Origin of the sequence: Paraburkholderia sp. C35, from assembly GCF_003121405.1 — a bacterium.
Lineage (GTDB): Bacteria > Pseudomonadota > Gammaproteobacteria > Burkholderiales > Burkholderiaceae > Paraburkholderia.
In genome coordinates, this window is the sequence record NZ_QBUY01000003.1 from 118,440 (window position 1) to 142,921 (window position 24,482).

General features: G+C 61.8%; 28 protein-coding genes. 10 read left to right on the forward strand and 18 right to left on the reverse strand.

Features of this window, described 5'->3' with window-relative positions:
- Positions 1–86 precede the first annotated feature (86 nt).
- Positions 87–1,424 (reverse strand): sugar efflux transporter, encoded by a 1,338-nt coding sequence (locus DK391_RS02935; protein WP_109476496.1) that lies wholly within the window; start codon positions 1,422–1,424, stop codon positions 87–89.
- A 214-nt stretch (positions 1,425–1,638) separates the two neighbouring features.
- Between DK391_RS02935 and DK391_RS02940 the strand changes: the two genes are divergently transcribed.
- Positions 1,639–2,184, forward strand: coding sequence for a hypothetical protein (locus DK391_RS02940; protein ID WP_239482684.1), 546 nt, complete (start codon positions 1,639–1,641; stop codon positions 2,182–2,184).
- Here DK391_RS02940 and DK391_RS02945 read toward each other — a convergent pair.
- The 5 genes from DK391_RS02945 to DK391_RS02965 all read right to left on the reverse strand — a co-directional run bounded on the left by DK391_RS02945 (position 2,181) and on the right by DK391_RS02965 (position 5,498).
- Positions 2,181–3,050: an LD-carboxypeptidase gene (locus DK391_RS02945; RefSeq protein ID WP_109476498.1), complete on the reverse strand. Its 870-nt coding sequence runs from the start codon at positions 3,048–3,050 to the stop codon at positions 2,181–2,183. The two genes, DK391_RS02940 and DK391_RS02945, sit on opposite strands and share 4 nt — an antisense overlap.
- On the reverse strand, positions 3,047–3,574 hold the full coding sequence (locus DK391_RS02950; RefSeq protein WP_109476499.1) for an ankyrin repeat domain-containing protein: 528 nt from the start codon (positions 3,572–3,574) through the stop codon (positions 3,047–3,049). The genes DK391_RS02945 and DK391_RS02950 overlap by 4 nt, the downstream gene beginning before the upstream one ends.
- Before the next feature lie 203 nt (positions 3,575–3,777).
- Positions 3,778–4,242: a hypothetical protein gene (locus DK391_RS02955; protein ID WP_109476500.1), complete on the reverse strand. Its 465-nt coding sequence runs from the start codon at positions 4,240–4,242 to the stop codon at positions 3,778–3,780.
- A 138-nt stretch (positions 4,243–4,380) separates the two neighbouring features.
- Complete coding sequence (locus DK391_RS02960) at positions 4,381–4,911, reverse strand: GNAT family N-acetyltransferase (protein WP_109476501.1); 531 nt, start codon at positions 4,909–4,911, stop codon at positions 4,381–4,383.
- A complete protein-coding gene (locus tag DK391_RS02965; RefSeq protein WP_109476502.1) occupies positions 4,908–5,498 on the reverse strand; it encodes an XRE family transcriptional regulator in 591 nt (196 codons plus the stop codon). Before DK391_RS02965 ends, DK391_RS02960 begins: the two co-directional genes overlap by 4 nt.
- A gap of 138 nt (positions 5,499–5,636) precedes the next feature.
- Here DK391_RS02965 and DK391_RS02970 point away from each other — a divergent pair, with 138 nt between their 5' ends.
- Together DK391_RS02970 and DK391_RS02975 are read left to right on the forward strand one after the other, a co-directional pair.
- Positions 5,637–8,126 (forward strand): penicillin acylase family protein, encoded by a 2,490-nt coding sequence (locus DK391_RS02970; protein WP_109476503.1) that lies wholly within the window; start codon positions 5,637–5,639, stop codon positions 8,124–8,126.
- A gap of 25 nt (positions 8,127–8,151) precedes the next feature.
- Positions 8,152–8,520 carry a nucleotide pyrophosphohydrolase gene (locus DK391_RS02975; protein ID WP_109476504.1) on the forward strand — a complete coding sequence of 123 codons (369 nt, stop codon included), beginning with the start codon at positions 8,152–8,154 and terminating at the stop codon, positions 8,518–8,520.
- Between the two features lie 129 nt (positions 8,521–8,649).
- Here DK391_RS02975 and DK391_RS02980 read toward each other — a convergent pair whose 3' ends face one another.
- From DK391_RS02980 to DK391_RS03015, 8 genes are all read right to left on the reverse strand, one after another.
- Positions 8,650–9,228, reverse strand: a complete 579-nt coding sequence (locus tag DK391_RS02980; RefSeq protein WP_109476505.1) for a YceI family protein — start codon at positions 9,226–9,228, stop codon at positions 8,650–8,652.
- Between the two features lie 36 nt (positions 9,229–9,264).
- On the reverse strand, positions 9,265–9,780 hold the full coding sequence (locus DK391_RS02985) for a YceI family protein (protein WP_109476619.1): 516 nt from the start codon (positions 9,778–9,780) through the stop codon (positions 9,265–9,267).
- 101 nt (positions 9,781–9,881) lie between these two features.
- The gene (locus tag DK391_RS02990) at positions 9,882–10,451 is read right to left on the reverse strand and encodes a cytochrome b (RefSeq protein WP_109476506.1); all 570 of its coding nucleotides are present in this window, start codon (positions 10,449–10,451) and stop codon (positions 9,882–9,884) included.
- 166 nt (positions 10,452–10,617) lie between these two features.
- Positions 10,618–10,962, reverse strand: coding sequence for a hypothetical protein (locus DK391_RS02995; RefSeq protein WP_109476507.1), 345 nt, complete (start codon positions 10,960–10,962; stop codon positions 10,618–10,620).
- Between the two features lie 107 nt (positions 10,963–11,069).
- Positions 11,070–11,612 carry a nucleoside deaminase gene (locus DK391_RS03000; protein WP_109476508.1) on the reverse strand — a complete coding sequence of 181 codons (543 nt, stop codon included), beginning with the start codon at positions 11,610–11,612 and terminating at the stop codon, positions 11,070–11,072.
- 34 nt (positions 11,613–11,646) lie between these two features.
- Positions 11,647–12,759: a BMP family ABC transporter substrate-binding protein gene (locus DK391_RS03005; protein ID WP_109476509.1), complete on the reverse strand. Its 1,113-nt coding sequence runs from the start codon at positions 12,757–12,759 to the stop codon at positions 11,647–11,649.
- Between the two features lie 368 nt (positions 12,760–13,127).
- The gene (locus DK391_RS03010; protein WP_109476510.1) at positions 13,128–13,739 is read right to left on the reverse strand and encodes a hypothetical protein; all 612 of its coding nucleotides are present in this window, start codon (positions 13,737–13,739) and stop codon (positions 13,128–13,130) included.
- Positions 13,740–13,746: 7 nt separating this feature from the next.
- On the reverse strand, positions 13,747–15,141 hold the full coding sequence (locus DK391_RS03015; RefSeq protein ID WP_109476511.1) for a selenium-binding family protein: 1,395 nt from the start codon (positions 15,139–15,141) through the stop codon (positions 13,747–13,749).
- 282 nt (positions 15,142–15,423) lie between these two features.
- On the opposite strand from DK391_RS03015, the gene DK391_RS03020 reads away from it, so the two are divergent.
- The 6 genes from DK391_RS03020 (at position 15,424) to DK391_RS03045 (ending at position 20,685) form a co-directional block, all read left to right on the forward strand.
- Complete coding sequence (locus DK391_RS03020; RefSeq protein WP_109476512.1) at positions 15,424–16,242, forward strand: helix-turn-helix transcriptional regulator; 819 nt, start codon at positions 15,424–15,426, stop codon at positions 16,240–16,242.
- A 166-nt stretch (positions 16,243–16,408) separates the two neighbouring features.
- Positions 16,409–17,773, forward strand: a complete 1,365-nt coding sequence (locus DK391_RS03025; RefSeq protein WP_109476513.1) for an MFS transporter — start codon at positions 16,409–16,411, stop codon at positions 17,771–17,773.
- A 30-nt stretch (positions 17,774–17,803) separates the two neighbouring features.
- The gene (locus DK391_RS03030; RefSeq protein ID WP_109476514.1) at positions 17,804–19,498 is read left to right on the forward strand and encodes an FAD-dependent oxidoreductase; all 1,695 of its coding nucleotides are present in this window, start codon (positions 17,804–17,806) and stop codon (positions 19,496–19,498) included.
- A complete protein-coding gene (locus DK391_RS03035; protein ID WP_109476515.1) occupies positions 19,498–19,701 on the forward strand; it encodes a hypothetical protein in 204 nt (67 codons plus the stop codon). Before DK391_RS03030 ends, DK391_RS03035 begins: the two co-directional genes overlap by 1 nt.
- Before the next feature lie 232 nt (positions 19,702–19,933).
- Positions 19,934–20,206: a DUF1778 domain-containing protein gene (locus tag DK391_RS03040; RefSeq protein WP_109476516.1), complete on the forward strand. Its 273-nt coding sequence runs from the start codon at positions 19,934–19,936 to the stop codon at positions 20,204–20,206.
- Positions 20,203–20,685 (forward strand): GNAT family N-acetyltransferase, encoded by a 483-nt coding sequence (locus DK391_RS03045; RefSeq protein ID WP_109476517.1) that lies wholly within the window; start codon positions 20,203–20,205, stop codon positions 20,683–20,685. The genes DK391_RS03040 and DK391_RS03045 overlap by 4 nt, the downstream gene beginning before the upstream one ends.
- Positions 20,686–20,931: 246 nt before the next feature.
- Here the strand turns inward: DK391_RS03045 and DK391_RS03050 are convergent, their stop codons facing one another.
- The 4 genes from DK391_RS03050 to hpaR form a co-directional block, all read right to left on the reverse strand.
- Positions 20,932–21,297, reverse strand: coding sequence for a hypothetical protein (locus tag DK391_RS03050; RefSeq protein WP_162600656.1), 366 nt, complete (start codon positions 21,295–21,297; stop codon positions 20,932–20,934).
- Positions 21,298–21,539: 242 nt separating this feature from the next.
- Positions 21,540–22,139 carry a retropepsin-like aspartic protease gene (locus DK391_RS03055; RefSeq protein ID WP_109476519.1) on the reverse strand — a complete coding sequence of 200 codons (600 nt, stop codon included), beginning with the start codon at positions 22,137–22,139 and terminating at the stop codon, positions 21,540–21,542.
- Positions 22,140–22,202: 63 nt separating this feature from the next.
- A complete protein-coding gene (locus DK391_RS03060) occupies positions 22,203–22,607 on the reverse strand; it encodes a hypothetical protein (RefSeq protein ID WP_204117273.1) in 405 nt (134 codons plus the stop codon).
- Positions 22,608–22,685: 78 nt separating this feature from the next.
- Positions 22,686–23,183: a homoprotocatechuate degradation operon regulator HpaR gene (gene hpaR / locus DK391_RS03065; protein WP_239482685.1), complete on the reverse strand. Its 498-nt coding sequence runs from the start codon at positions 23,181–23,183 to the stop codon at positions 22,686–22,688.
- 290 nt (positions 23,184–23,473) lie between these two features.
- Here hpaR and DK391_RS03070 point away from each other — a divergent pair, with 290 nt between their 5' ends.
- Positions 23,474–24,436, forward strand: a complete 963-nt coding sequence (locus DK391_RS03070; protein ID WP_109476521.1) for a helix-turn-helix domain-containing protein — start codon at positions 23,474–23,476, stop codon at positions 24,434–24,436.
- The last annotated feature ends 46 nt before the right edge of the window (positions 24,437–24,482 follow it).

Consider the following 24,482-nt stretch of genomic DNA (forward strand, 5'->3'; position numbering starts at 1 on the left):
GAGGTGGCCTGCAGCGCCCGGTTATGCAATGCGTGGCTTGATCGTCTGTTGAGCGTGGATCGGGCTTTCCGTTATGGCCGCCGAGATCACTGCCCAGGATGCCGCCAATCCTCCCACCAGTCGCGCACGCGCAGCGCAATGCGTTTCCACGGTGGATCGGCGAACAGGATCAGCGAGCCGAGCGCGAGGCATCCACACACCAGAAACGTCCCGCGATAGCCAAGGCCCGCCACCAGCACACCCGACAACACGCCCGACAGGATCGACCCAACCCGCGACGCGTTGAAGAACAGCGCCGTCGCCGCGCCAGGCGAACGCGGCATCAGATCCTGCATGTACGTCATGCCGAGACACGACGTGACGGCCACCACGAACGCATTGAATGCCTGCATGGGGATCAGCACGTTGATCGTGCCCGCCGCCGCGACGGCAATGAAATACACGACGTGTACCGCCGCACACGCAGCCAGCCAGCGCAGTTTGTTGAGCGTCGAGCCGCGCGCGCCGAGCGCAAGCATCATCGGGATTTCGAGGAAGGCGCCGAGGCCGAGCATGATCGACACGTCGAGCCGCGTGCCTTTCAGGCCATGCACGACATAGAGCGGCAACACGATCATCGTCGCGTTTGCGGCGAGACCGATCAGCGTCAGCGCGACGACTGAGCGCCAGATTTGCCGCTGCGTGCCGGGCGCATGAGTTGGCGAAGGCGGCGGCGCCTTGGCAGGTTCGGCGGCTTCTGCAGATTCCGCGGGTTCGGCAGGTTCGGTGACGGTCGTCACTTCGAGCGACGAAGCAGGATCGCCTGCATAGTGCTTCGGCGCGCTGTGTGGGTCGCCGGCAGGCGATTCGCGCATGCGCCACACGATCACACCGCATGCCGCGAAGCACGCAGCCGCAAACAGGAACAGCCCGTAAAAGCCCGCGCCCGCCAGCACTAGCGCGCCGACGGAAGGCCCGAACACCCACGCCATCGATAGCACCGTGCGCAGTGTCGCAAGCGCAAACGAGCGCTCTGCTTCGTCATGCACGGGCAGCGCCGCGCGGCCAAACGAAAACACCAGCGACATCGCCGAGCCGCCCGCACCGAGAAACGCGACGCCGATGGCAAGCAGCGTCGGATAGTTGCGCACGAAACAAAGCAGCAGAAAACCAAGCGATGCCGCGATCAGTGCCGCCAGCAGCAATCCGCGATGATGCCCGTGTTTATCGGACCATTTGCCCGCCCATGCGCTCGCAATCACGCCGCTCGCCGCGATCAAGGTCATGAACAGACCGAGCTTCAGGGGCGTCATGCCCGCCTGCTCGACGCCGAACAGCGACAGATACGGCGCGGTGAACGACATCGCGATGCCTAGCATCAGCGTCGCACCGGCAAGCGGCATGAAAGAGGGGATGCGCGTGAGACTGGCGAAGCGGGAGTTCATCGAGGGCGCGTGTTCGAACTGTGGGATGCGCACGCTGGCGGTGACGCGCGTACGAACAGGCATTGTCGGACGCAATGCGCATCGTGCGCAACGCCGTTTCGTTACGAAGTGCAAAGAATGCGCGTCGCATGCGTGAAAACGTCAGAAGCCCGCCCGCGATCAAGGGCAAGCGAAGCGTAATCACGCGCAGCGCTTAGACTGTTCGGCTCATGACATGAGCGCGCAAAAAATGGCCGAACTCAAAGACTCGATCGAATCCTACATATTGGCGAAGGACGGCAATCGTCCACACCTGTTGGCCGATGCGTTCGCGCCAGATGCATCTTTGGCAATGACGGTGAAAACGGATGCCATCACGTTTCCGCAGGAAACGCACGGGCGCGATGCCATTGCGTCGGTGCTGGTCAGCGACTTCGCGCTGAAGTACGAGAACATCTACACGTTCTGCGTCGGCGCGGTGCCTGCCGAAGGCGAGCGCATGTTTTCATGCGACTGGCTGGTTTGCATGACGGAGAAGGCGACGGGTGCAGCGCGCGTCGGCTATGGCCGTTACGACTGGGCGGGCGATGCGCAATCGTCGCGCGTGACGCGGCTGCACATCACGATCGAAGCGATGACGACGCTGCCGGCGACGCAAGCCGACAGCCTGTTGCGCTGGGCCAGCCGCTTGCCGTATCCCTGGTGCGCACGCGACGCGCTGCAAATCGACGTGCCCGACATCGACACGATCCAGCGCATCATCGCGCAACTGGCGCGCTAACGTACCAGCTGATCGCCTTCGAGCGCTGCAGGCGCACCGTACGTCCACGCATGATTCTGCGTGCCGTGGCCGATCGGGAAGCCTGCATAAATCGGTACGTTATAGGGTTTCAGCAGATCGACGAGCATGTCGTGGAGCGTGAAGTCTGCGTTTTGCGGCAACGGGCAGCGGATAAAATCGCCGAGCACGAATGCACGCGCGCCGTCGAACACGCCTGCTTCACGCAACTGCATGATGCTGCGGTCGATCCGGTAAGCCAGCTCGGTGACGTCTTCGAGCAGCACGATGGCGCCGTCGCAGCGCGCCTGCCATTGCGTGCCCGCGAGACTCGCCATCACGGTGATATTGCCGCCCGCCAGATGTCCTTCTACGCGGCGTGTATCCGAAGAATCATGTAGACGCTGCAGTGCCACGGGCGCCGCGCGCTCTCCGCGCAACTCGGCGAGCACGCTGGCGCGCGAAGCATCGTCATGTTTGATCGCGAGTCCGTTCAAGGTCGGACCGTGGATCACGCGCACATCCGGCATGCCGTGCAGCGCGCCGAACAATGCCGTCGCGTCCGAAAAGCCCACCAGTGTTTTCTCGCACGGCACGGCTTCGGGTACGGCGCGCAGCGTGTAAATGCTGCCGTAGCCGCCGCGCGCGACCCACACGATATCGACATCAGGATCGGTCAGCGCGCGATGCAGATCGGCGGCGCGGTCTTCATGCTTGCCCGCGTGATAGCGGAAGCGATCGCGCACATGCGCGCCGACCTGCACGCGCAGCCCCCAGCTTTCGAGCAGCGCGATGCTCTGCTCGACATGCTCCATATCGGGCACGCCCGCCGGCGCAACGACAGCAACTGTCTTGCCTTCCAGCGTCATGCGCCCGCCTTCTTCGCGAGCAGCGCAGCGGTTTCAGGGGCACCCATGCGCGCCGCTGCGTCGGCAGCCGACACACCGTTCGCATCGCGCGCATCGGGATTCGCACCATGCGCGAGCAGCAGTTCGACCATTTCCGTGCGATTGAACATCGCGGCGACCATCAACGCAGTGCGTCCATCCGGCGATGCACCTTCGACGTCCGCGCCATGCGCGAGCAAGGTCTCCACGACCTCCTTGAAACCTTTGAAGGCGGCGCCTGCAAGCGGTGTCTGTCCGTTGTCGTTGCGCAGGTTCGCGTCGGCGCCGCGTTCGAGCAGCACGCGCACAGCGTCGGCATGACCGTGATAGGCGGCGAGCATCACGAGGCTGTCGCCTTTCTCGTTGCGCAGATTCGGCGGTGCGCCTTTCTCGATGACGGCTGCGAGCATGTTCGCTTCGCCACGCCGGGCTGCGTCGAAAATTTCGCGCGCCACTTCGAGCAGCTCGGGATCGATGTCCTCGGGGCTGCGCTTGTCGTCTGTCATGAAGGCTCTCCACTGTCGGGCAACGTCCACCGCTGAGGCGGTGCGTCGGGTACAGCAGAGGATACAGGCAATGCCTGTTTGATGCTGTGCTTGCCCGGAGCCCGCTTCGCGTTGCGAAGCGATGTGTGCCGGCACAGGCAGACGCGCAATATCACGCGCGTCGACAACGGTGAGGACTTTCGGGAGCCGATGTCCCCTGGCCGTTACGCCTGCTTGCGCAGGGTCGGCTGGGCGTCGCCGTTCGCCATGATGCGGTCGAGGCGGGCGCTCGCGTCCGTCAGCGAACTGAGCGGCGCACGCTGCAGCTGCGCGTCGTACGTGCTGACGATGTGCGAGAACAGCTCGACATGCGCGTCGTCGAGACACCACACGTCGCTTGCCCGGCCGCGCTCGAAGGTGACGGCGAGCGCCTGATCAGCGGTGCGCAGCTGTTCGTAGGTCATCTCACCGTAACCGAGGTCGCACAGGAAGCCTGTCAGCAACATTGTCTGGGTGAGCGTCTGTGCGGCGCTCATGCTGCCTGCACCGCGGCGCAGCGCGTCTAGCGCGATGTGCACGGGCAGAATCAGCTCGACGGCCATGCTGCGCGGGATGGGCAGCAGCAATGCCTTTGCCTGCCGCGCGCGCGCTGCCTGGTTGCTGCCGGGAAAAGGAATGGTTTTGGCCATGTCGCCTGCTCGAAATTGGGAATGCTCTAGCGATAACGGCGTGTTGCGGAAAAGGTTGAGGGCTGATTTCCCTAAACCGCAAACGTTTGTCGAAAGTCATCTCTTTCTGGCAGGGGCGACGGCGGGGGCGAAGCCGCCTCAAAGATGCTTGAAATAGAACGTCGTGCCGCAAAACGATCCATCGGGCATCAGGGCATAGTCGGGCACTTCGCCAACCCGCTGCCAGCCGGCGCGTTCGTACACGCGCTCGGCGTCGCCGCCCGTCACGGTGTCGAGCACCAGCACGCGCTTGCCTTCTTCGCGCGCCACGGTGTCGGCGGCGGCCATGAGCTGGTGCGCGACGCCGCGCCGGCGCGCGCGGCGATGCACCAGCATTTTCGCGATGTCCGCGCGATGCGGCTGGTTGTCGGGCTGCGCGAGCACGAGCTGAACCGTGCCGGCGATGTTCCCGTCCGCGTCTTCCGCGATCAGCAACGCGCGCTCGCCCCGTTCGACGCCCGCCGCCACGCCTTGCCAGAACGCGATGGCCTTATCGCGCGGCAATGGCCACATGAAGCTGACGGAAGCGCCGCCCGCGACGCAGTCGATCAGCACATCGGCGAGACCGTCGACACACTGCGCGGCCTCGTGCGCCGCGACGCGCCGCACGCGGATCGCTGCGTCGATCATGGGTTTCTCCTGAGGGGTGAAAACGGCACGGTGGACAACGCCACCAGATAGCGCGCCGCTTTGCGCGCCGGATTGTGGAACACGGTCTGGCAATCGAGACGCATCGCCACGCAATCGCCCGCTTCCAGCCGCCAGTGCTGATAGCCCGCGGTGATCTCCATGACGCCTTCGATCAACCAGATCTGCTGATGGATTTCGGCATCCCGTTCACCTGTTTCATAAGCCACACGCTGTCCAGCGGGGAAGTGAACCTCCACTAACTGAATCGGCGATGGCAGCGCCGGCGACAGATTGCGCCGCACATAGCCGGACGCGGGATCGGTCCAGACCGCCTGATCGGCGGTGCGCGCAAGCGGTGACGGCGCCTCCTCGGATTCAGCCGGCGCTTCGAACAGCGACGCCAGCGCGACACCGAGCGCAGTGGCGAGCTTGTCGAGCACGGCCGCCGTCGGGCTGCTCTGCGCACGCTCGATCAGCGAAATGTTGGAGCGGCTTACGCCGCTGCGCTCGGCGAGCGCTTCCAGCGACAGACCATGATGGTCGCGCAGTTCGCGCACACGGCGCGCAATCAGAGTGTTGATGTCCATGGCATCTAGCATACTGGATTAATATTCCAGAATGTTGGATGTGAGCGATTTTCTTCACATTCGAATGTGAGCGTGTAAACGGCTTCGTGCACAATGCCCGGACGTCCCGATTCCCTGACCAACCTCGAATCCCGAACGATGAGCCGTCGTCCTGCCGTCTCAAGTCAGTCGTCAACCAGATCGATCGGTCGAACCGTCGGCCTTGCCGTGCTCGTGCTGGCGGGCCTCGCCGTGGCGCTGCTGTGCGCGGCGCTGCTCGGCGGCTGGCTGCTGTTGCGCGGCAGCCTCGCGCAACTCGACGGCACGCATAGTGCGCCGTCGCTGTCGGCGCCGGTGACCATCGAGCGCGATGCGCTTGGCGTGCCGACCATCCACGGCGCGACCCGCGACGATGTCGCCTACGCGACGGGTTTCCTGCACGCGCAGGAGCGCTTCCTGCAGATGGACTTGCTGAGGCGTGTCGCCGCGGGAGAGATGTCGGCGCTGGTCGGCCCGAACGCACTCGATCTCGACCGCCGTAACCGGCTGTACCGGTTTCGCGCCCGCGCGCACGCGGTCGCCGAGAGCATGCCTGCCGATCAGCGGCAGCGGCTCGAACGCTACACGGCGGGCGTCAACGACGGGCTGGCGGCGCTGTCGTCGCGGCCTTTCGAATACTGGATGCTGCGCACCAAGCCCGAGCCGTGGCGAGCCGAAGATTCGCTGCTGATCGTCTACGCGATGTATCTGGATCTGCAATCGTCCGAGACGCGCCGCATCCTGTCGCGCGCCGTGTTGCGCGACCGCGTAAGCGCCGATTTGTACGCGTTCCTGTTGCCGTCGGCGAGCCATTGGGACGCGCCTTTCGATCACGCGTCGACGCCGCCCGCCGAAGCGGCGCGCCTGCCCGCCACGCGCCCCGACTGGCTCTCCGCGCCGAAGCCCGTGAGCGTCGCCGGCGATTCAACCGACGATGCGCGCGAAGCCGCAGTGGGCAGCAACGGCTGGGTGGTCGATGGCGCGCATAGCGCGCACGGCGGCGCGATTCTCGCGAGCGACATGCATCTCGGGCTGTCGTTGCCGAACATCTGGTATCGCGTGTCGCTGATGTGGCCTGCGGGCGACGGACTGCCGATGCACGCGATGACGGGCGTGAGCCTGCCCGGCACGCCACTACTGATCGCGGGTAGCAACGGCAAGATCGCGTGGGGCTTCACGAACAGCTATGGGCGCTTCATCGACCTGATCGAACTGCATCGCAAGGCGGATGATCCGTTGCAGTACCGCACGCCCGATGGCAAGTGGGCGCGCGCGGAAGTTCAGCACGAGCGCATCGACGTGAAGGGTGGCGCGAGCGTCGATTTCCCGGTGACCGAGACGCGCTGGGGACCGGAGTTGATCATCGGTGCGCGCGCGTATGCGCTGCGCTGGGTCGCGTACGACCGCGAGGCCGTCAACGTGAATCTGCAGAAGGTGGAAGAGGCGAAGACGGTCGAAGAGGCGCTGCACATCGCGCAGACCAGCGGCCTGCCGACGCAGAACATTATGGTGGCCGATTCGCGCGGCAAAATCGGCTGGACGCTGGCGGGACCGCTGCCGCAGCGCGATCCCGCCGACGCGCAAAGCGGCCCGGACAGCGACACGCCCTACGATTCCACCACCTACAAAGGCTGGCAACGCTACTTGCCACCCGAAGCGTATCCGAAGCGGATCGATCCGCCGCTCGGCAGGCTGTGGACGGCAAACAACCGCGTGATCACGTCGCGCGAAGCGGCGCTGATCGGCGATGCAGGCGCGGACCTCGGTGCGCGTGCCTCGCAGATTCGCGACGATCTGCTTGCCGCACCGAGTCCCGACGAACACGCGATGCTGTCGATCCAGACCGATGACCGCGCGCAATGGATCGAAGTGTGGCGGCGTGCGGCGCTGGATGCACTCGATGCCAACGCGCTAGAGGATCATCCGAAGCGAGCCGCGTTCCGGCAGCAACTGGTCGCGTGGAATGGGCGCGCAGATGCCGATGCCGTGGGTTATCGCCTGACGCGCGGCTTTTTCAACGGCTTGTACGACGCGTGGTTTGGCCGGCTCGACGCCGATCTCGCCAGCGCGATTCCAGGCGGTGGCAATAGCAATCTGCAGCTTGGGTTGCGCGCCGCCAATTCGCGCTACGTGGCGCTGATGGAAACGCTCGCCGAGCATCACGCTTGGGTGCCTGACGGCTACACGGACTGGCGCGCGTTCATGCTCGACCGCATCGATCACACCATCGCGCAGTTGCCCGCCAATACGCCCATCGACGCAGCGCGCTGGGGCGACCGCAATCGCGCGGCGATCGAGCATCCGTTTGCGCGCATCGTGCCGGCGTGGCTGCCGTGGGCGCGGGCTTCACTCAGTGCGCCGCATGATCCGCTGCCGGGCGACATGAACATGCCGCGCGTGCAGACACCGAACTTTGGCGCATCGGAGCGCATGGTCGTATCGCCGGGACGCGAGCAGAGCGGTGTGTTCGAAATGCCGGGCGGACAGTCGGGGCATCCGTTGTCGCCGTATTTTCTTGCCGGTCATGAAGCGTGGGTTCATGGCGAGAAGACCTCGTTCCTGCCGGGCGCGCCTGTGCATCGACTGATACTTGGGCGGTCTGCTCAATAAAGTGTGTGGTTATCTGGAGTGTCGTATGGAGAAGGAACGCAGCAGCGATCTGCTGGTGGTGCGTGATCTGTTGCGGCAGTTCGTCGCCGAGCGCGACTGGTCGCAGTTTCATTCGCCGAAGAATCTCGCTACGGCCTTGAGCGTCGAAGCCAGCGAACTACTGGAGCCGTTTCAATGGCTGCAGTCGGGCGAAAAGAGTGAACTCGCTGACGGGAAGCTCACGGCCGTTCGCCATGAAATGGCCGATGTACTCGCCTATCTGGTGATACTTGCCGATCGGCTCGATGTCGATCTTTATGCAGCCGTGCTCGAGAAGATCGAGTTGAATCGGGCCAAGTATCCCGTGGATAAGGTGCGCGGGAATTCGCGCAAGTATTCCGAGTACGGGGAGTAGCGGTGAACAGATCAGAGTGATGTTCGCTCACCCAGTGCAGCTAAAGGATGCGATAGGTGAGGGTTTTCGGGACCTGAATTTCAGCGCAAAGAAAAAAGGCCGCCCGAAGGCGGCCCCGATCCGAAAGGCTTACTGCTTCACGCCTTCAGCCTGGATATGCAACACCGTCTTGGTGTTGAAGCCATACGACTTGCCCCAGTCCATGCCGAAATCAGCGCGGTCGAACGTTGCCGTCGATTCCGTGCCGCACACTTCGCGCTTCAGCATCGGGTTGATAAAGCACTTGAACGAATCGATCTTCAGGTTCACCGGCTTCGTCACGCCATGCAGCGTCAGCGTGCCGATCACTTCAACCGGCGTGTCGCCGTCGAAACGGATCTGCGTGCCCTTGTAGGTCGCCGTCGGGTACTTCGCTGCGTCGAAGAACTCAGGCGTTTGCAGATGCTTGTCGAGCTTGTCGTTACCCGTGTCGATCGACGTCGTATCGATCGTCACGTCGACCGTGCCCGTCTTCGCTGCGCGATCGAGCGTCACCGTGCCGCTCGACTTCTTGAACTTGCCGCGCCACACCGAGATGCCGCCGAAGTGATCGGCTTCGAAGCTCGGGTACGTATGGTTCGGATCGAGCTGGTACGTGTCGGCTGCCATTGCATTGAACGACATGCCCGCGATCAGTGCGCCCGCTGCGATCAACAGTTGCTTCTTCAAGTTATTCTCCTGGATGGATGAGTGTGCCCCGCGCGCTCAATGCTTCGCGGCGACGATGTGAAACTTGATGACGACATCGTCAGCCACGACCGACGTGTCTTTCCATTCGCCCGTGCCGATGTCGTAGGCCGTGCGCTTGATCGGCAGCGACCCGTCGAAGGTCTGCGTCGCGCCCTGCTGCGTGATCGAAACGGGCACTGTGACAATCTGCGATTTGCCCTTGATGGTCAGCTTGCCCGTCACCTTGTACTGGCTGCCGCCCGCGGGCGCGATGGCCGATGAAACGAACGTCGCGTTCGGGAACGTCGCGCTGTCGAACCATTCCTTGCCGCGTACCTGCTTGTTGTATTCGGGGTCGCCGAGATCGTAGCTGCCCGTGTCGATGGACAGGTTCGCGCTGCCTGCCGTCGGCTTGGCGGGATCGAACGTCAGTTGCGCAGTGAACTTCTTGAAGGTGCCGTCGACGGGCACATTCATCTGCTTCGAGGTCGCGACGACCGTGCTCTTGCTCGCATCGACCTGTGCGAACGCGGGCAGCGCGAAGGCAAACATAACGGCGGCTGCACCTGTCAGCACGCGGCGATAAGAAACGTTCTTCATGTTCATTCGATGATCCTGCGTAGGTTCAACGTGTGAGCGCCCGGCATGCGCGCTCATTTGAGGAAGGGAATCATGCGTGCCAGCAGCCCGTCGCGTTCGACGAAGTGATGCTTGAGCGCGGCCAGCACATGCATCGCGACGAGCACGAGCAGCGTGTAGTTCAGCGCGATATGCGTGGTGCGCAAGACCGCCTTCAGCGCCTGATCGGGACCGATGACCGTAGGCAGCGGCAGCACGCCGAGATAGACGACCTGCACGCCCGCCGCCGAGCTGAAGAAGTAGCCGGTCAGCGGAATGGCGAACATCAGCATGTAGAGCAGATCATGCGTCGCGCGTGCGGCGGCTTTTTGCCATACGGGCATCTCAGCGGGCATCGACGGTGCGGCGTGCGTGGCACGCCAGATCACGCGCAGCACCGCGAGCACGAAGACCGTGACGCCGATCCATTTGTGCCACGACACGTACTTGAGCTTGGTCGGCGTGAAGCCCGGAATGTCCGTCATGATCCAGCCGAGATAGAAGCCGCAGATGATCAGCAGCGCAATCAGCCAGTGCAGTGCAATGGCCGTACGGCTGTAGCGCAGCGGCTTGCTGGCGCCTTGGGATGGAGCGTGGGACGTCATAGGCAATCGATGACCTTCGCGTAATCGTTTCGCTAGAGAGTGCGACGCAATGACGCCGCCTCTGATTGAACGCGAATGGTAGTGGGCGAATATGTCTATGAATAGCTATGTCGGGAAGAACAGATTGTTGCGGTGGTGCACGAAATGCACTTAACAATTAGGCCGATTAGTCACACCGGGCTGCACGATACGCCTTTTCGGCCTGCTGTCGCTGAAAATAATTTTGCAATGTGGTTTCCGGCTCGCCGTTGTTGCCGAGAAGTCTCGGTGCGACCGCGTTTTTCCGATCCTGCTCTGGAGGCCTGAACGATTCGACATACTCGTGCATGAGTTCTCTGCAACGCCTGTCGAGATCCGAGGTGTCTTTGGGTGGCGCAGCTTTGTAATTATCGAAGTTCTGCTGAAGGGGACTGCGATACGTCATGGCAGGCGCGTCGGTTGCAACCGGACGCTCGACGGCCTGCGCGATGACATGGTACGTGAGCGTGACGACGCACAACGGTGTGAGCAAGACTCGGGCGTTCATGGTCGTGAGAGTGGGCCAGTAACGGAGCCGAGTATAGGCGCCGAATGCCCCACTTCTGCATTGCGAAAAGTCAACGCACGGTGACGCGTGATTCAGTTCGAACGCGAAGCCCAGAATGCGTGCTGTACCTGCATGATTTCTTCTTCGACTTCTTCAATGGGTCCGATCAGTTCGACGCGCTTCTGACAATGATCGAACACATAGCGTGACGACACGCTCATGGTCGGATTTTCCGCATGATTGCCTGTAGCCTGCAACAGGCGCTCCTCAGTCATGCCGAACACCACGCGGCCGATGTTTGCCCAATACGCTGTGCCTGCACACATGCAGCACGGCTCGACGGTCGTATAGAGTGTGCAGCTCCACAGATACTGCGGCGTGAAGTTGAGCGCCGCGATGCGCGCCAGCACCGACTCCGCGTGATTGACGGTATCGACGTTGCCTTGCTCGATCAGCACGGTCTCCTGATCCGGGCCGACGAGTATCGCGCCGAACGGATGATGGCCCATCAGCGTCGCGCGTTCCGCGACGAGGCTCGCGCGGCGCAGATGGCGCACGATCTGTTCGCGCGTCGGCGCGAGCCCCTGTTCGGGGAACGCCGACGCGTCGTGTTGCGGTGAAGTGGTCAGGCTCAAACTGTGTCTCCTCCTTTTGCGTTTGCGTTTTCGCTTACTTTGGCAGCGATCCGTCCACGCCCTGCACGAACCAGTTCAGGCGCAGCAGATCCGCATCCGACAGCGACTTGCCAGCCGCCACCTTGATGACGCCGCCCTGATCCATGATCGGCCCGGCAAACGGATCGAACTTGCCCGCGATGATGGCGTCACGCTTTTGCGCGACCGCTTTTTGCGCGGTCGGCGAGACGGCTTGCGTGTTGATGCTCGCGAGATCGATGGCCTTTTCCTTGAGGCCCCACCATGTCGGCGCGTTGGTCCACTTGCCCGACTGCTCCTGATCGATCAGATGCGAATAGTAGACGCCCCAGTAGCTCACGCATGCACCCAGTTGTGCATTCGGGCCGAACTGCTTCATGTCGGAATCCCAGCCGAATGCGTGCACTTTCTTCTGTTCGGCGGTTTGCATCGTCGCGGTCGAATCGGTGTTCTGGATCAGCACGTCGGCGCCCTGACCGATCAGCGTTTCGGCCGCCTGCTTCTCCTTGCCCGGATCGAACCAGCTGTTGATCCACACCACCTTCACCTTCGCATTCGGATTCACCGAGCGCGCGCCCATCGTGAACGCGTTGATGTTGCGCACCACTTCCGGCACGGGCACGGACGCGACGAAGCCCAGCGTGTTCGTCTTTGTCGTGTAGCCTCCCACCAGTCCCGCGAGATACGCGCTCTGATACGTGCGCACGTCGTAGGTGGCGAAGTTCGCGGCCTTCTTGTAGCCCGTCGCGTGCTCGAACACGACATCGGGATAATCCTTCGCCGTCTTCAGCTCGAAGTCCTGGAAGCCAAAGCTCGAGCCGACGATGATCTTGTTGCCCTTGCTGGCGAGATCGCGAAACACGCGCTCCGAATCCGCCGATTCCGGCACGTTCTCGACACGCGTGACCTTGATCTTGTCGCCGTACTTGGCTTCGATCGCCTTCACGCCCTGTTCATGCGCGTAGGTCCAGCCGGCATCGCCGGGATTGCCGAGATAGACGAACGCGACGCCCAGCGGTTCAGCAGCCGTGGCAGCCGTGCTCAGCACCGCCGCAGCGCCGAGCGTGGCGAGAAGCGTGGCCGGGACGCGCAGCGAGCGCATGACTACGCGAGCCATTGTTGTTTTCATGAAATCTCCGGAGACAGAGGAAAGGTTAAACGCGGGAAAGACGCGCGAATGCTGCGCCGCGTCACGTCAGCGAAGATATTCGTAAGCCAATAACGAGGTCGAAATTGAAATCCGTTATGCGCCCCATAACGAAATTGATATGAAGGATGGCGTTTGCTGGTTGTCTGGCGACATACCGCTGACTTCACCGCCGGGAAAGGGGCTGCAGGTTTTCGGGAATGGTGAGCTCGCTGGTCGCAAATCGACTCACGCATGCGCTTGAGGTGAGACGATTCGGGAGCCGCGCAACGGTGAGTTGCCTCGCAACCCGCGCGGCATTGTAGCCAAAGGTGAGGCTATTCGGGAGCCATTGCGACAGTTACAGGAGGCTAGCCGGTGACGATCAGCAGCACACCCGTCACGGTGAGCGCGCCGCACCACAGCCAGTCGAAATTGATCCAGCCACGGCGCAGCATGCCAAGCCCGAGATACTGATAGGCGGCGAGGGAGATCGCGCCGGCCGTCACGAGCGTCACGACGGTGTGCACGGCCGTCACCTGGCCAACCGATTCGAGCGAACTGCCGAGCGGCACGCCGGCGCCACACAGCGGCAGCAGCGCGGGCAGCAGCATCAGCCCGGCGCCGTGCATGGTCGACATGGCCGCCGACCACAGCGCGAGTCCGACGAAGCCCGCTGTCATGCCGACCCGCACGTGCCGCCGATGTCCGTAGAAATGGTGATACGCCGCCCACGCGATCAGCAGAACGCCCATGTACAGGCGCAGATGCTCGGCGTGCGTGAATAGGCCGAGTGCGACGGCGGAGGTCGCCACGAACATCACGGCGACGGCGTGCCCGAGCGCGAGCGGCGGCAGCGCCATCAGCACGGCCTTGCGGCTGCGATGCTGAAGCCCGAGTGCGGCTGCGAACAGCCAGCCCATCGCGGGATTCACGCCATGAAAAATCCCGCTGCCGATCACCGTTGCCCACACGCCGTTCATTGCATGCTCACGGATAGCAATACGAATCCGACGACGCATCACCGCCTTCGAGCCGTATCTGATGCGGCCGATGCGATTTCGGCCAGTCGACGAAGAAATCCTTCGCCACGTTCAGCCCGCCGTTTTTGCCGGCATCGAGCTTGACCATCCAGCCGTCGAGACCATCGGTGTAGAACTGCTCGTCGATGACGCCGTACAGCGAGTTCGTGAAGTACACGCGGCTGCCGTCGCGGCTCACCTCGACCATCTGCGGGCCGCCGTTCAGCGGACGCTCGCCCGCGGCCGGATGCGTCGCGCGCGAGACAATCCCGCCGATGCGCACCGTGCCCGTCAATTCCGGCTTCATCGGATCGGACACGTCGTATTGCCGGAGATCGCCTGTGCCCCAGCACGATACGTACAGGAAGCGATCGTCGAGCGACAGCGCGATATCCGTGACGAGCGGCGGCACGGCACCGAAGCCTTGCAGCATGGGTGGAAGCAGCGAGGCATCGGCGGGTTCGGCGGGAATCTCGATGATCTTGCGCGCCGCCCACTGATCGCCGTCGCGATACCACGTCCAGATCGATGCAGAGAGGTCCTTGAGGCTGATCACCGAATTGACGAAGCCGTAGGCTTTGGTTGGATCGTGTGCGGGACGCAGTTCGAACACAAGCTGGTTCTCTGCGCCGAAATCGACCACCTGTTTGTGCTTGCGCGTGTTCATGTCCCAGAAGTGCAGCCGGTGCCCGTATTTCCCGCCGAGCAGCACTTCGGGCACGAGGCCGTTTTCGAACGTTGCGGGCAAGCCCCATTCGCTGGTCACGACCGTGTCGTAACCGAGATGCCACCAGCCGTCGTACGCGAGTTCCTGCGGGCCGCGATCGATTTCCCACTGGCCGCGAATATCGAAGGTCTCGTGATCCATCAGGAAGATGCCGCCGGGCGCTTCGCCCTGCGCATTCGCTAACGACACCACATAGATGCCCGCCGGCCCGCAGTGCACGGTATGCGGCCGCGTATAGCCGGCTTTCTCGGCGACTTCCGCCGGTTCGAGCACGCGCACGATCTGCGGATTACGTTTGTCGGGCTTCGTATCGAGGATATGGATGCGCGACGAGCGCAGTCCCGGCACGACGAGATAGCGGCGCTCCGTATGCGGATGCGGCGCATTCGGACACAGACAGGAACTGCAGGCGTTCCAGCCGAAATGATGCAGTTCGTCGCCCGTGTTCGGCATCGGCACGCGGCCAACGATGCGCCCATATTCCGCCGAGCCAGGATCGACATCGACGACTGCGAGTTCGTCGGGTGTTTCGCGCGACGGATCGAAGCTTGCCACGTACGCGACGGTTTCCTTCGGCGCGCTGCCGGCCATGCGCGCGGACGGATAAAAGGTCGGATCGGGTTTCCATGTCGCCATATCTCAGTCTCCACAGGATGTTGCGATGCGGCACGCGAGTCGCGCGCGTCATGAATGAAGACGGCACGAACGCTGGAGCTTTTCACTGTAGGCAATTTCGCCTGGGCTTGCGGGACTGTTCGCCAAGGTGTGCGATGTTTTCGCGTGAGTCGCAAAAATGACCGATGCATGGGCATCGTTACCGATGCCGCAGCGTCAGCGAATATGCTCAATCGCTGCGCAGATTAGAATGATGCGGTTCTTCACTTTCGCGCTTCGAAGCCGCAAAGCCGCACTTCCATCATGCGTTCATGGCGTCTCGACCGTCCCGTTTCGCAAGGGCAGCTGGATCTCAGCCGCGCGACGGGACTCGTGTCGTCGATTGGCAGCGACGATTCGAACGCGCTGGCCGCCGAAGTGCTGAAACTGCTCGGCGACATCGCCGCGATCTCTCAGTGCACGATCTTCGCGTACGAATTCGGCAACCGGCCGCGTACCGTTTCAGTCGCCGATCATCGCGGCGGGCGTTTTCTGCGCGATGTCGCGGATACGTATGCGCGACATTTCTATGCGCTCGATGGCAACCAGAAGATCGTTTCGTCGGCGCGTAACGACAAGCCCGGCGCGACCCTCGTGCTGCATCAGCAGACCAGCGACGACATCCTCAACGAAGCGTATCGCGCTGCGTGCTACCAGCAGCCGAACGTGTCGGACCGCGTGTCGCTGCTCGTGCAGCCCACGGCCGATATCTGGCTTTCAGTGAATCTGTACCGCGACCGGCGCTTCGGCAACTACCATCCACGCGAGATTGCGTTGATCGAAGCGATGGCGCCGCTGATCGCACACGCGGCCAGGCATCACTACGCGATCTGCGGACAGCGCGACATGGCGATCTCGCATTTGATGCTCGCACGCGTGCGCGGCCTCTGTCCCGAACTGTCGAAGCGCGAGCTCGACGTGCTCACGGGCGTGCTCGAAGGACTCAGCGCGCAGGAAATCGGCGACACGATGGGCATCAAGGCGACGAGTGTCGTCACGTATCAGAAGCGCGCATTCCGAAGGCTCGGCATTTCGAGCCAGCGACAACTGTTCGCACTGTGCATCGGGCCGGGCAAGGTCTGACTTATCCGCGTTTTCCCCAGGCCGCGAGCGGCCCCAAGTTGTACCCAAATTGAGGACAGGCGGCCGAGAGCCGCGCTCCATACTGCGACGCATCGCCACCCGTCCGTCAAGGCGCTTGCATCGGGCTGTTGGCGCATGAGAAAGCGACAACATCGGAGACAACGGTATGGACACCTCTTCGCGAGCCACGGCGCTGCATGCGACGCCCGCCACCGCCGCGCCCCAGACGCACGATCAGCCTGTGATCGCCAAGGTTTCGCGGCATCTGCTGTGGTTCCTGTTTGTGCTGTTCTTCTTTTCGTTCCTCGATCGCATCAACATCGGCTTCGCCGGCCTGACGATGATGAAGGATCTCGGACTCACCAGCACGCAATTCGGTCTCGCTACCACGCTCTTCTACGTCGCTTACATTGCGTTCGGGATTCCGGGCAACATCGTGCTGGCGCGCATCGGCGCACGCAGATGGATCGGCACGATCATGATCGCGTGGGGACTCGCGTCGACGGCGACGATGTTCGCGACCAGCCCCGGCACGCTGTATGTGCTGCGTCTGCTGGTCGGTGTGACGGAAGCGGGCTTCCTGCCGGGCATTTTGCTGTATCTGACCTACTGGTTTCCGGCTGCATACCGGGCGCGTGCGAATGCGTTGTTCATGATCGCGATGCCCGTGACGGCGGCTGTCGGCTCGGCGTTGTCGGGCTTCATTCTCGGACTCGACGGCACGCTTGGATTGAAGGGCTGGCAATGGCTGTTTCTGCTCGAAGGCTTGCCGTCCGCGATTCTCGGTCTTGTCGTCTACGCGTATCTCGACGACAGCCCGCAGCATGCGCGCTGGCTCGACGATGCGGACAAGCACGCGCTGGCGGCAGCGCTTGCCGCCGACCATAAGCAGGGCGCTACCGTGAATGCGCAAACCAGTGCTGCAAAAAGCATCGTTAGCGAACTGCTGTCGCCGGTTGTCGTGAAGTTTGCGATTGCGTACTTCTGCCTCGTGAACACGCTGGCGATGGTGGCCGTGTGGACGCCGCTGATCGTGAAGAGCTTCAGCGCCGACGCGAGCAATCGCACGATTGGCCTGCTCGCCGCGATTCCGCAGATCTGCACGATCGTCGCGATGATCTGGTGGGGACGCCGCTCGGATCGCAAGCAGGAACGCAAGTGGCATCTGATGATTCCGATGCTGTTCTCCGCTGCGGGCTGGCTGTGCACGGCATACTCGTCGAACCCTGCGCTGCGCATGCTTGGCGTGTGCCTGGCGTCGGCGGGATCGTACACGGCGATGTCGATTTTCTGGACCACGCCCGCCCACGCACTGAGTTTCCGCGCCCGCGCCATCGGCATTGCCGTGATCAACGCGACGGGCAACATCAGTTCGGCGCTCAATCCGCTGATCGTCGGCTGGCTGAAGGACGCGACGCATAGTTTCTCTGCAGGGCTGCTGTATTCGGCGGTGCTGATGGTGGTGGGCGTCGTCATCGTGACGCTGCTGCCGATGGATAAACGCGAGACGCCGAACGCGCGGCTTGCCTGAAGGTATCGATCTGAAGTTCTGGAGCATTGGATGAACAAGCAATTCAAACCGTATCCGTTCACGGCGAAGCATTACGCCGCACGTGTGCCGCAACTCGCAAACGGCGTGGAGACGCAGCGCCATGCGGTGACGATCGTCGGCGGCGGGCCCGTTGGGCTGGCCGTGGCGCTCGGTCTTGCGAATCATGGCGTGCGTTGCGTGCTGATCGAAGCGGACGACTCCGTCTGTTACGGCAGCCGCGCAATCTGCATTTCGCGCCGCAGCCTGGAAATCATCGAGCGGCTCGGCGCCGTGGATGGCTTTCTGAAGACGGGCTTGCCGTGGACGGGCGGACGCAGTTTCTATCGCGAGACGGAAGTGTTGCACTTCACGATGCCGCAGGACGAAAACCAGAAGCTGCCGCCGATGGTCAACCTCGCGCAGTATCACATCGAACAGTTCCTGCTCGACGCGGCTGAGAAGCGTGCTGATCTGATCGATATACGCTGGCAGACGCGGGTGAAGTCGATCGATTCGCGCGCCGATGGCGCCACGTTGCAACTGTCCACGCCGGATGGCGATTACGCGCTCGAAACCGATTGGGTCGTTGCCGCCGATGGTGGCCGCAGTACGATCCGCGAAGCGCTCGGCTTGCAGTTGCAGGGCACGAGTTACGAAGGGCGTTACGTGATCGTCGATATCGAACTGCAAAGCGACCGGCCGACGGAGCGGCTCGCGTATTTCGATCCTTCGTCGAATCCGGGATCGACGGTGCTGGTGCACAAGCAGCCGGACAACGTGTGGCGCATCGACTATCAGTTGCGCGACGGCGAAGACGCCGAGCAGGCCGTGAAGCCTGAAAACGTGATGCCGCGCGTGCAGAGCCTGCTCGACATGATGGGCGAGAAGGGCGACTGGTCGCCGATCTGGATCACGATCTACAAGGCCAATGCGTTGACGCTCGAACGCTATCGTCATCGGCGTGTGATGTTCGCGGGCGATGCCGCACATCTGGTGCCGATCTTCGGCGTGCGTGGCGCGAATTCGGGTATCGACGATGCCGACAATATCGCGTGGAAGCTGGCGTTTGTGGTGAAGGGACTGGCTTCTCACGCGTTGCTGGACAGTTACTCGGATGAGCGCGTGGCGGCGACGCACGAGAACCTGAGCTACGGCACGAAGAGCACCGAGTTCATGGCGCCGCCGTCGTTCGCTTTCGATCTGATGCGCAAGGCGGTGTTGAGCCTTGCGGTGAAGCATCCGGGTGTGCGCTCGTTGATCAATCCGCGGCAGACGTCGGCGATTACTTATCTGCAGTCGCCGCTCAATGTTGCAGACCGCGATGCGTTTGCGGCGGGGCCGGTGCCGGGCGCTGTGCTGTCGGAGTATCCCGTGACGATTGCAGAGGGCGGCCATGCGCGAGAGGCGCATCTGACGGATCTGGTCGGTGGGCGTTTTACGGCGCTGTGTTTCAGTGATGAAGGCGAGGTGTCGGGTGATTTCGCGGCGCTGGCGCAAGCGATGCGCGAGCGTGGCGTGCCGTTCAGGATCGTGCCTTTGAGTGCAAGATTGAATCCGCGGGCGCAAGGCGTGCATGCATGGGACCACACTGGGCGCATCTTCGAGCGCTACGACGCGAAGCCGGGAACAGTGTATCTGGTGCGTCCGGATGGACATGTGCTCGGACGCTGGCGCGATGCACGCGCAGACGATGTCGATGCAGCGATCGCGCGTGCGCTTGCCTGATGAACGGCTTCAAAGGAACGGAGAACGTGATGACTGATGCAGAACTCGATGCGGTTTATACGAAACTGTGCAAGACGATGACGCAGGTGGGTGAAGCGAATGCGCCGATGTTTCTGGCGCGGTTTGCGATGCTGGCGATTGAAAAGATCGGGGATGCGGATGTGTCGCTGGCGTTGATTGAGGCGGCAGGGGAGGGCGCGTAAGCGCGCTTTTTGGTCGTAGGCGGGCGGGCAAGGGTGGTCGTCGTTCGTACTGGCGCTCAGAACCGGGGGAAACCCTCCGAGGTCAATTTCGGGGCCAGTTCAACCACGATATTTTTGTTTTCCACCCTTGCCGGCGCCGTGCGGTGGCGAGTGACTTACGATCATTCGTATTGACAACAGATATACGTTTGCGTAGAATGTGTATCTGTTGTGTACACGATATGGAGGAAATATGCGTGACGCTCCTATCAATCTCCGCGCTCTCCCCGAGCAACGCGATTTGATCGACTACGCCGCGAGCCTGCTTGGAAAGAATCGCTCTGACTTCATGCTTGAAGTCGCGTGCGAACGCGCACAGGCGGTAGTTCTGGATCGAACGTTCTTCGGGCTGGACACGGAGAAATTCAAGCAGTTCTCCGAGCTTTTGGACGCACCCAAGTCGACGAACGTTGGTCTTGCACGCCTGATGGACGTAAAAACGCCTTGGGATGAGAGCAGCCAATGACGTTGAAGCTTTCTGCTCCGCAACCGCTGATGGCGGAGCACGACGTTGCCAGTTTTTCGTGCGGCAAAGCTGAACTGGATCACTGGCTGCAGCGACGCGCGCTGTCCAATCATGAGAGCGGCGCAAGCCGCGTGTTCGTGACGATCGATCGCGAGGGTCGCGTGTATGGATACTACGCTCTCGCTGCCGGGGCGGTCGCACACACCGAGGCGACAGGCAACGTGCGAAGAAATATGCCCGATCCGATACCTGTCGTCGTCCTCGGTCGGCTCGCCCGGGACACAAACGCGAAGGGTATTCAGCTTGGTGCTGCGTTGCTGAAGGACGCCGTCAACCGGACTAGTGCGGTTGCGAAGGATCTTGGCGTGCGGGCGATGCTCGTCCATGCTATTGATTCCCAGGCCGCAGCGTTTTACGAGTCCTATGGTTTCAGGCCCTCGCCGATTCATCCACTCACGTTGATGCTTCGTCTAGGTTGACCTCGTTAGCAACTGGTCCATTGAACTGACGATGCCTATTCAAAGAGAAGCCGCCTTAAGGCGGCTTCTCTATTTGCGCATCCACTCGGTGCCGATGATTTTCATTGATGGATTCGGTAGTTGATCGTTACCTCATGGCGGCTCTTCTTTCGAGTGCTGATTGGTCCCAGTATTCGCGATACGACTCGGGCCTTATGTGCCGAGACATCGACTGCGGTATCACATGTGCTTGTACTGCATGTTGGGTCAGTTATAGACGGTGGCAATTTGCCTGACTACATGCTCAAGATCGGCTCCCACGTCGTCCGGCATGCCAGGCCCATAGTCGTGTCGATGCGTTTTACCGTCGAACAGATAGATATCCCACACAACGTCGGTAATGCTTTTCGATCGCACGCCGTGCGGTAACGCCCACACCTTGTTGGCGGCCTGCTGAATTTCATTCATTTGCGCCTGCGTTAAGAGCACATCTCTGCGTTGGCTCACCTTCATACGTGGCCCCGTTTCGTTTTTTGCAGCGATTCTGGTTGTCAACTGCGTAAATCTGTTCGCGTCGTAGTCAACGACAAACCAATCGGCGAATGGAGTAAAAAAGCTTCCATGACCAATCACCAATCCTCGGTCGGGGAGAGCAAATGTTTCGCCAAGGAGATCGGGAGAGCAGTGAGATTTGCATTCGTACGACGCGGGCAATAGCGCAGCACCAGTGTGTGGTTGCGCGCATGAACTGAGTAACAAGCTTGCAGCAAGGGCAATTCGTCTAAATCGCATGTGTTGGACGCGAAGATCGCGCGAAATTAGGAGTACAGGTCGCAGCCCGATTCGCCGATCACCATTTTAGAAAGCGTGCGCCCTCAGCGCTGCGCAATAGTCCACTCATTCGGCCCAAATCGCGTCTCGAACCGCGACAGAAACGATTGCCCTAGCAATCCATCAATTCCTGCGCCAAAACCCCGCGCATCTTTCTCATCGACAGTCACCGGAACGCTCCACGCCGTGACGCCGTTCAGGTTCACGCTGCCCGCTTGCGCGAGCTTTGCATCGCGCAGGCCATTGGCAGTTTGAAGGTGAATGATCTGAGCGTGATCGACGGCAATGTGGGCGCGTTGCGCGAACGCAGAAGTCAATGAAACGTACGACGCTCCCGTATCAACGATAAACGTCCCTTCCGTTCCGTTGATGCTGGCACGAACCCGAATGGTGTTTCCGTTGCGACGTGGGAAAGTCGCATGGCCTGACGCATAGCCAGACGGACAACTCTGCTTCGACGCATACCGGGTGATCATCGATTTCGCCTGTGCATTGTCCGCACGGTCCGGGCTGGCGGATATCCACATGCGGATCATGCCAATGGCGTTGCAGTATTGGCTTTTCTTTGCGTATATGTCGGCGGCGCGGATAAACAGATTGCTGGTAATGACCGCGTGGTCTGCTTCCAGATTGATGACCTGCATATAGTCGCCAAGCGCGGCATCGTAGCGTTCGGCGCCTTCGTTCGCGCGTCCGCGGTCAAAGTATTACTGCGGATTGAGCGGATTGGCGGCCACCAGCCTGTCCAGCACGGACGTTGCCCGTGCGAAGTCCCCCGTGGCGATGAGATCGTTCGCTGCGGCGCTCAGGAAACCGTCGGCCTTGCCGCAGCGATCGACAAACTGAACGAGAATCCGGCCGACTTCAGCGTGATAACCCAGCGCGTCCAGATTCCCACTGAGCACGCCCATTGCGTCGCGATTACAGACCTGCTCGCTCAACTGGAGAAGCGAGCGATAGATATCAGGCTTCTGAAGATCAGCCCCAGCGATCCTGGACAGATGGTACGTATCGACAGCAGGCTTGATTTCGGCAGGAATGGTCAATGCCGAAACGGCGCCGTCACAACCGGCCATAGCACTCAACGTCAGCACCATGATCAGGCGCATCAAAAGCAACATTTTCATTATTACGGATTGCAAAGCATGTGCAAATCCGCTGAATCTAGCCGAAGGCGCTCGATGTTGCTGTCAATCTTTGTCAACGCCCTCTACGGGTGTCTCGGCATCGTCATCGAGTTCCCTTATCAACGCATCCACGGCGACATAGAGATCGCCGACAACCTTCGCCCCGACCTGCTTTTCCAGCGCCCGATACTCCGCCTCCAGCATCGGCGCCATCTTCTCGACGATCTCCGCGCTCTGCGCCGTCAACGACACGCGCACGCGCCGCTGATCGTCTTCGAAGCGTTCCTTCGTCACGTGCCCGAGATCCTCCATGCGCGCAAGCACGCCCGCGAGGCTTGGACTGGAAATCGTGCACAGCGCGCATATCTGTCGCGGCTCCAGCGGTCCGTTCTCGTGCAGCGCGCGAATGATGCGCCATTGCTGCTCGGTCAGACCTTGCGCCGTCAGCAGCGGACGAAAGCGCGCCATCATCAGTTCGCGCGCGCGCAGCAGCAGCATCGGCAGATTGCGATGCATCGCGAGCGGCGCGCCGGCGCCAGTTCGGGTTCGGGTCGTTGCCATGAGTATCCAGCGAGAAACAAACGATTCGCTAGGATATAAGTAAATCTGCCGCCGCGACAATCGGCCTAAGGTTTTTCTTTAGTGCACCTGGTGTTCTGGAAGGCTTCGACGGATTTTTGACGCTGGCTAGAATGGCGTCGTCCGTGTTCCAACCGCGAGCAGCCGCAAAGGGCGAATTGTCGCGTTCAACCGACAAAACGCCCAGGACAAACCCTCGGACATATTTCCCCGACCGCTTGGTCGGTTTATTCTACGAGCCTTCGCGGATTTTTTGAGATTGTGGGAGCGCTGTGTACGTCCATCACCAGTTCTTCAACGATGCCGATGACCACGCGGCCGCGCTGCGGGGCTGGGACCAGCATTACGACCAGATCGGCTCGGGCGCGTTTCGCAGCGCGGTGAAGCAGATCGAGCTGGAAGGCGTGCAGGTGTTCCACGAGTCGGCGAATCTGCGTGTCGTGCAGCGTGGGCAACTGCCGGACAATCATATGACGTTTGGCATCCCGCTGGCGGGCGCGGGCGCGTTCTCGTTCGGCGGCGTGCGCATCGATCGTGGCGCCTTCGTGATGGCGCAGGGCGGCATGCCCTTCGAGTTTCATTCGCCCGACGAGATGGCGCTGATCGGCGTCGTGGTCGATTCCGACATGCTGCAAGGCGTGGCCGATTGCGCGGGCGTCGAACTCGACGACTCCCTGTTCCGCCGCACGGTGCTCGATATTCCGAATGCCGCGTGCACGCGCGCGGGCTTGCAGCTCGCCACGCTGATCGAACGCGTGCTGGCGCAGCCCGACGCCTTCGACGAACTGCACGCGCAGCGCGCGGTGCGCAGCCAGGTTAGCGAAGCACTCGTCGATCTGCTCGCGTACCACGTGCCCGCATCGTCGAACCGCCTGACCTACGCGTGTCAGGCCGACATCGTGCGACGCATTCATGACTTCGTGATCCATCATCCCGAAGAGCCCATCGATATCGAGAGCCTTTGCAAGCAGTTGCGCGTGAGCCGGCGCACGGTGCAGAACAGTTTTCAGGCTGTCGTGCAGACCAATCCGCTCGCGTACGTGCGCTCGCTGCGGCTCGCGCAGGTGCGACGTCTGCTGCTCGATACGCGGCAGGCCGATCTTTCCGTCAGCGATGCCGCTGCGCAGTGGGGCTTCGTGCACCTCGGACATTTCGCGAACGCATACAAGGCGCAGTTCGGCGAGTTGCCTTCGCATACGGTGCGCAGGACGTCGCGTGTCGTTGTGGCGCGCTAACGTCAAGGCGTTGATGTGCCGCGCGCAATCGAATTCAGCTTGACCT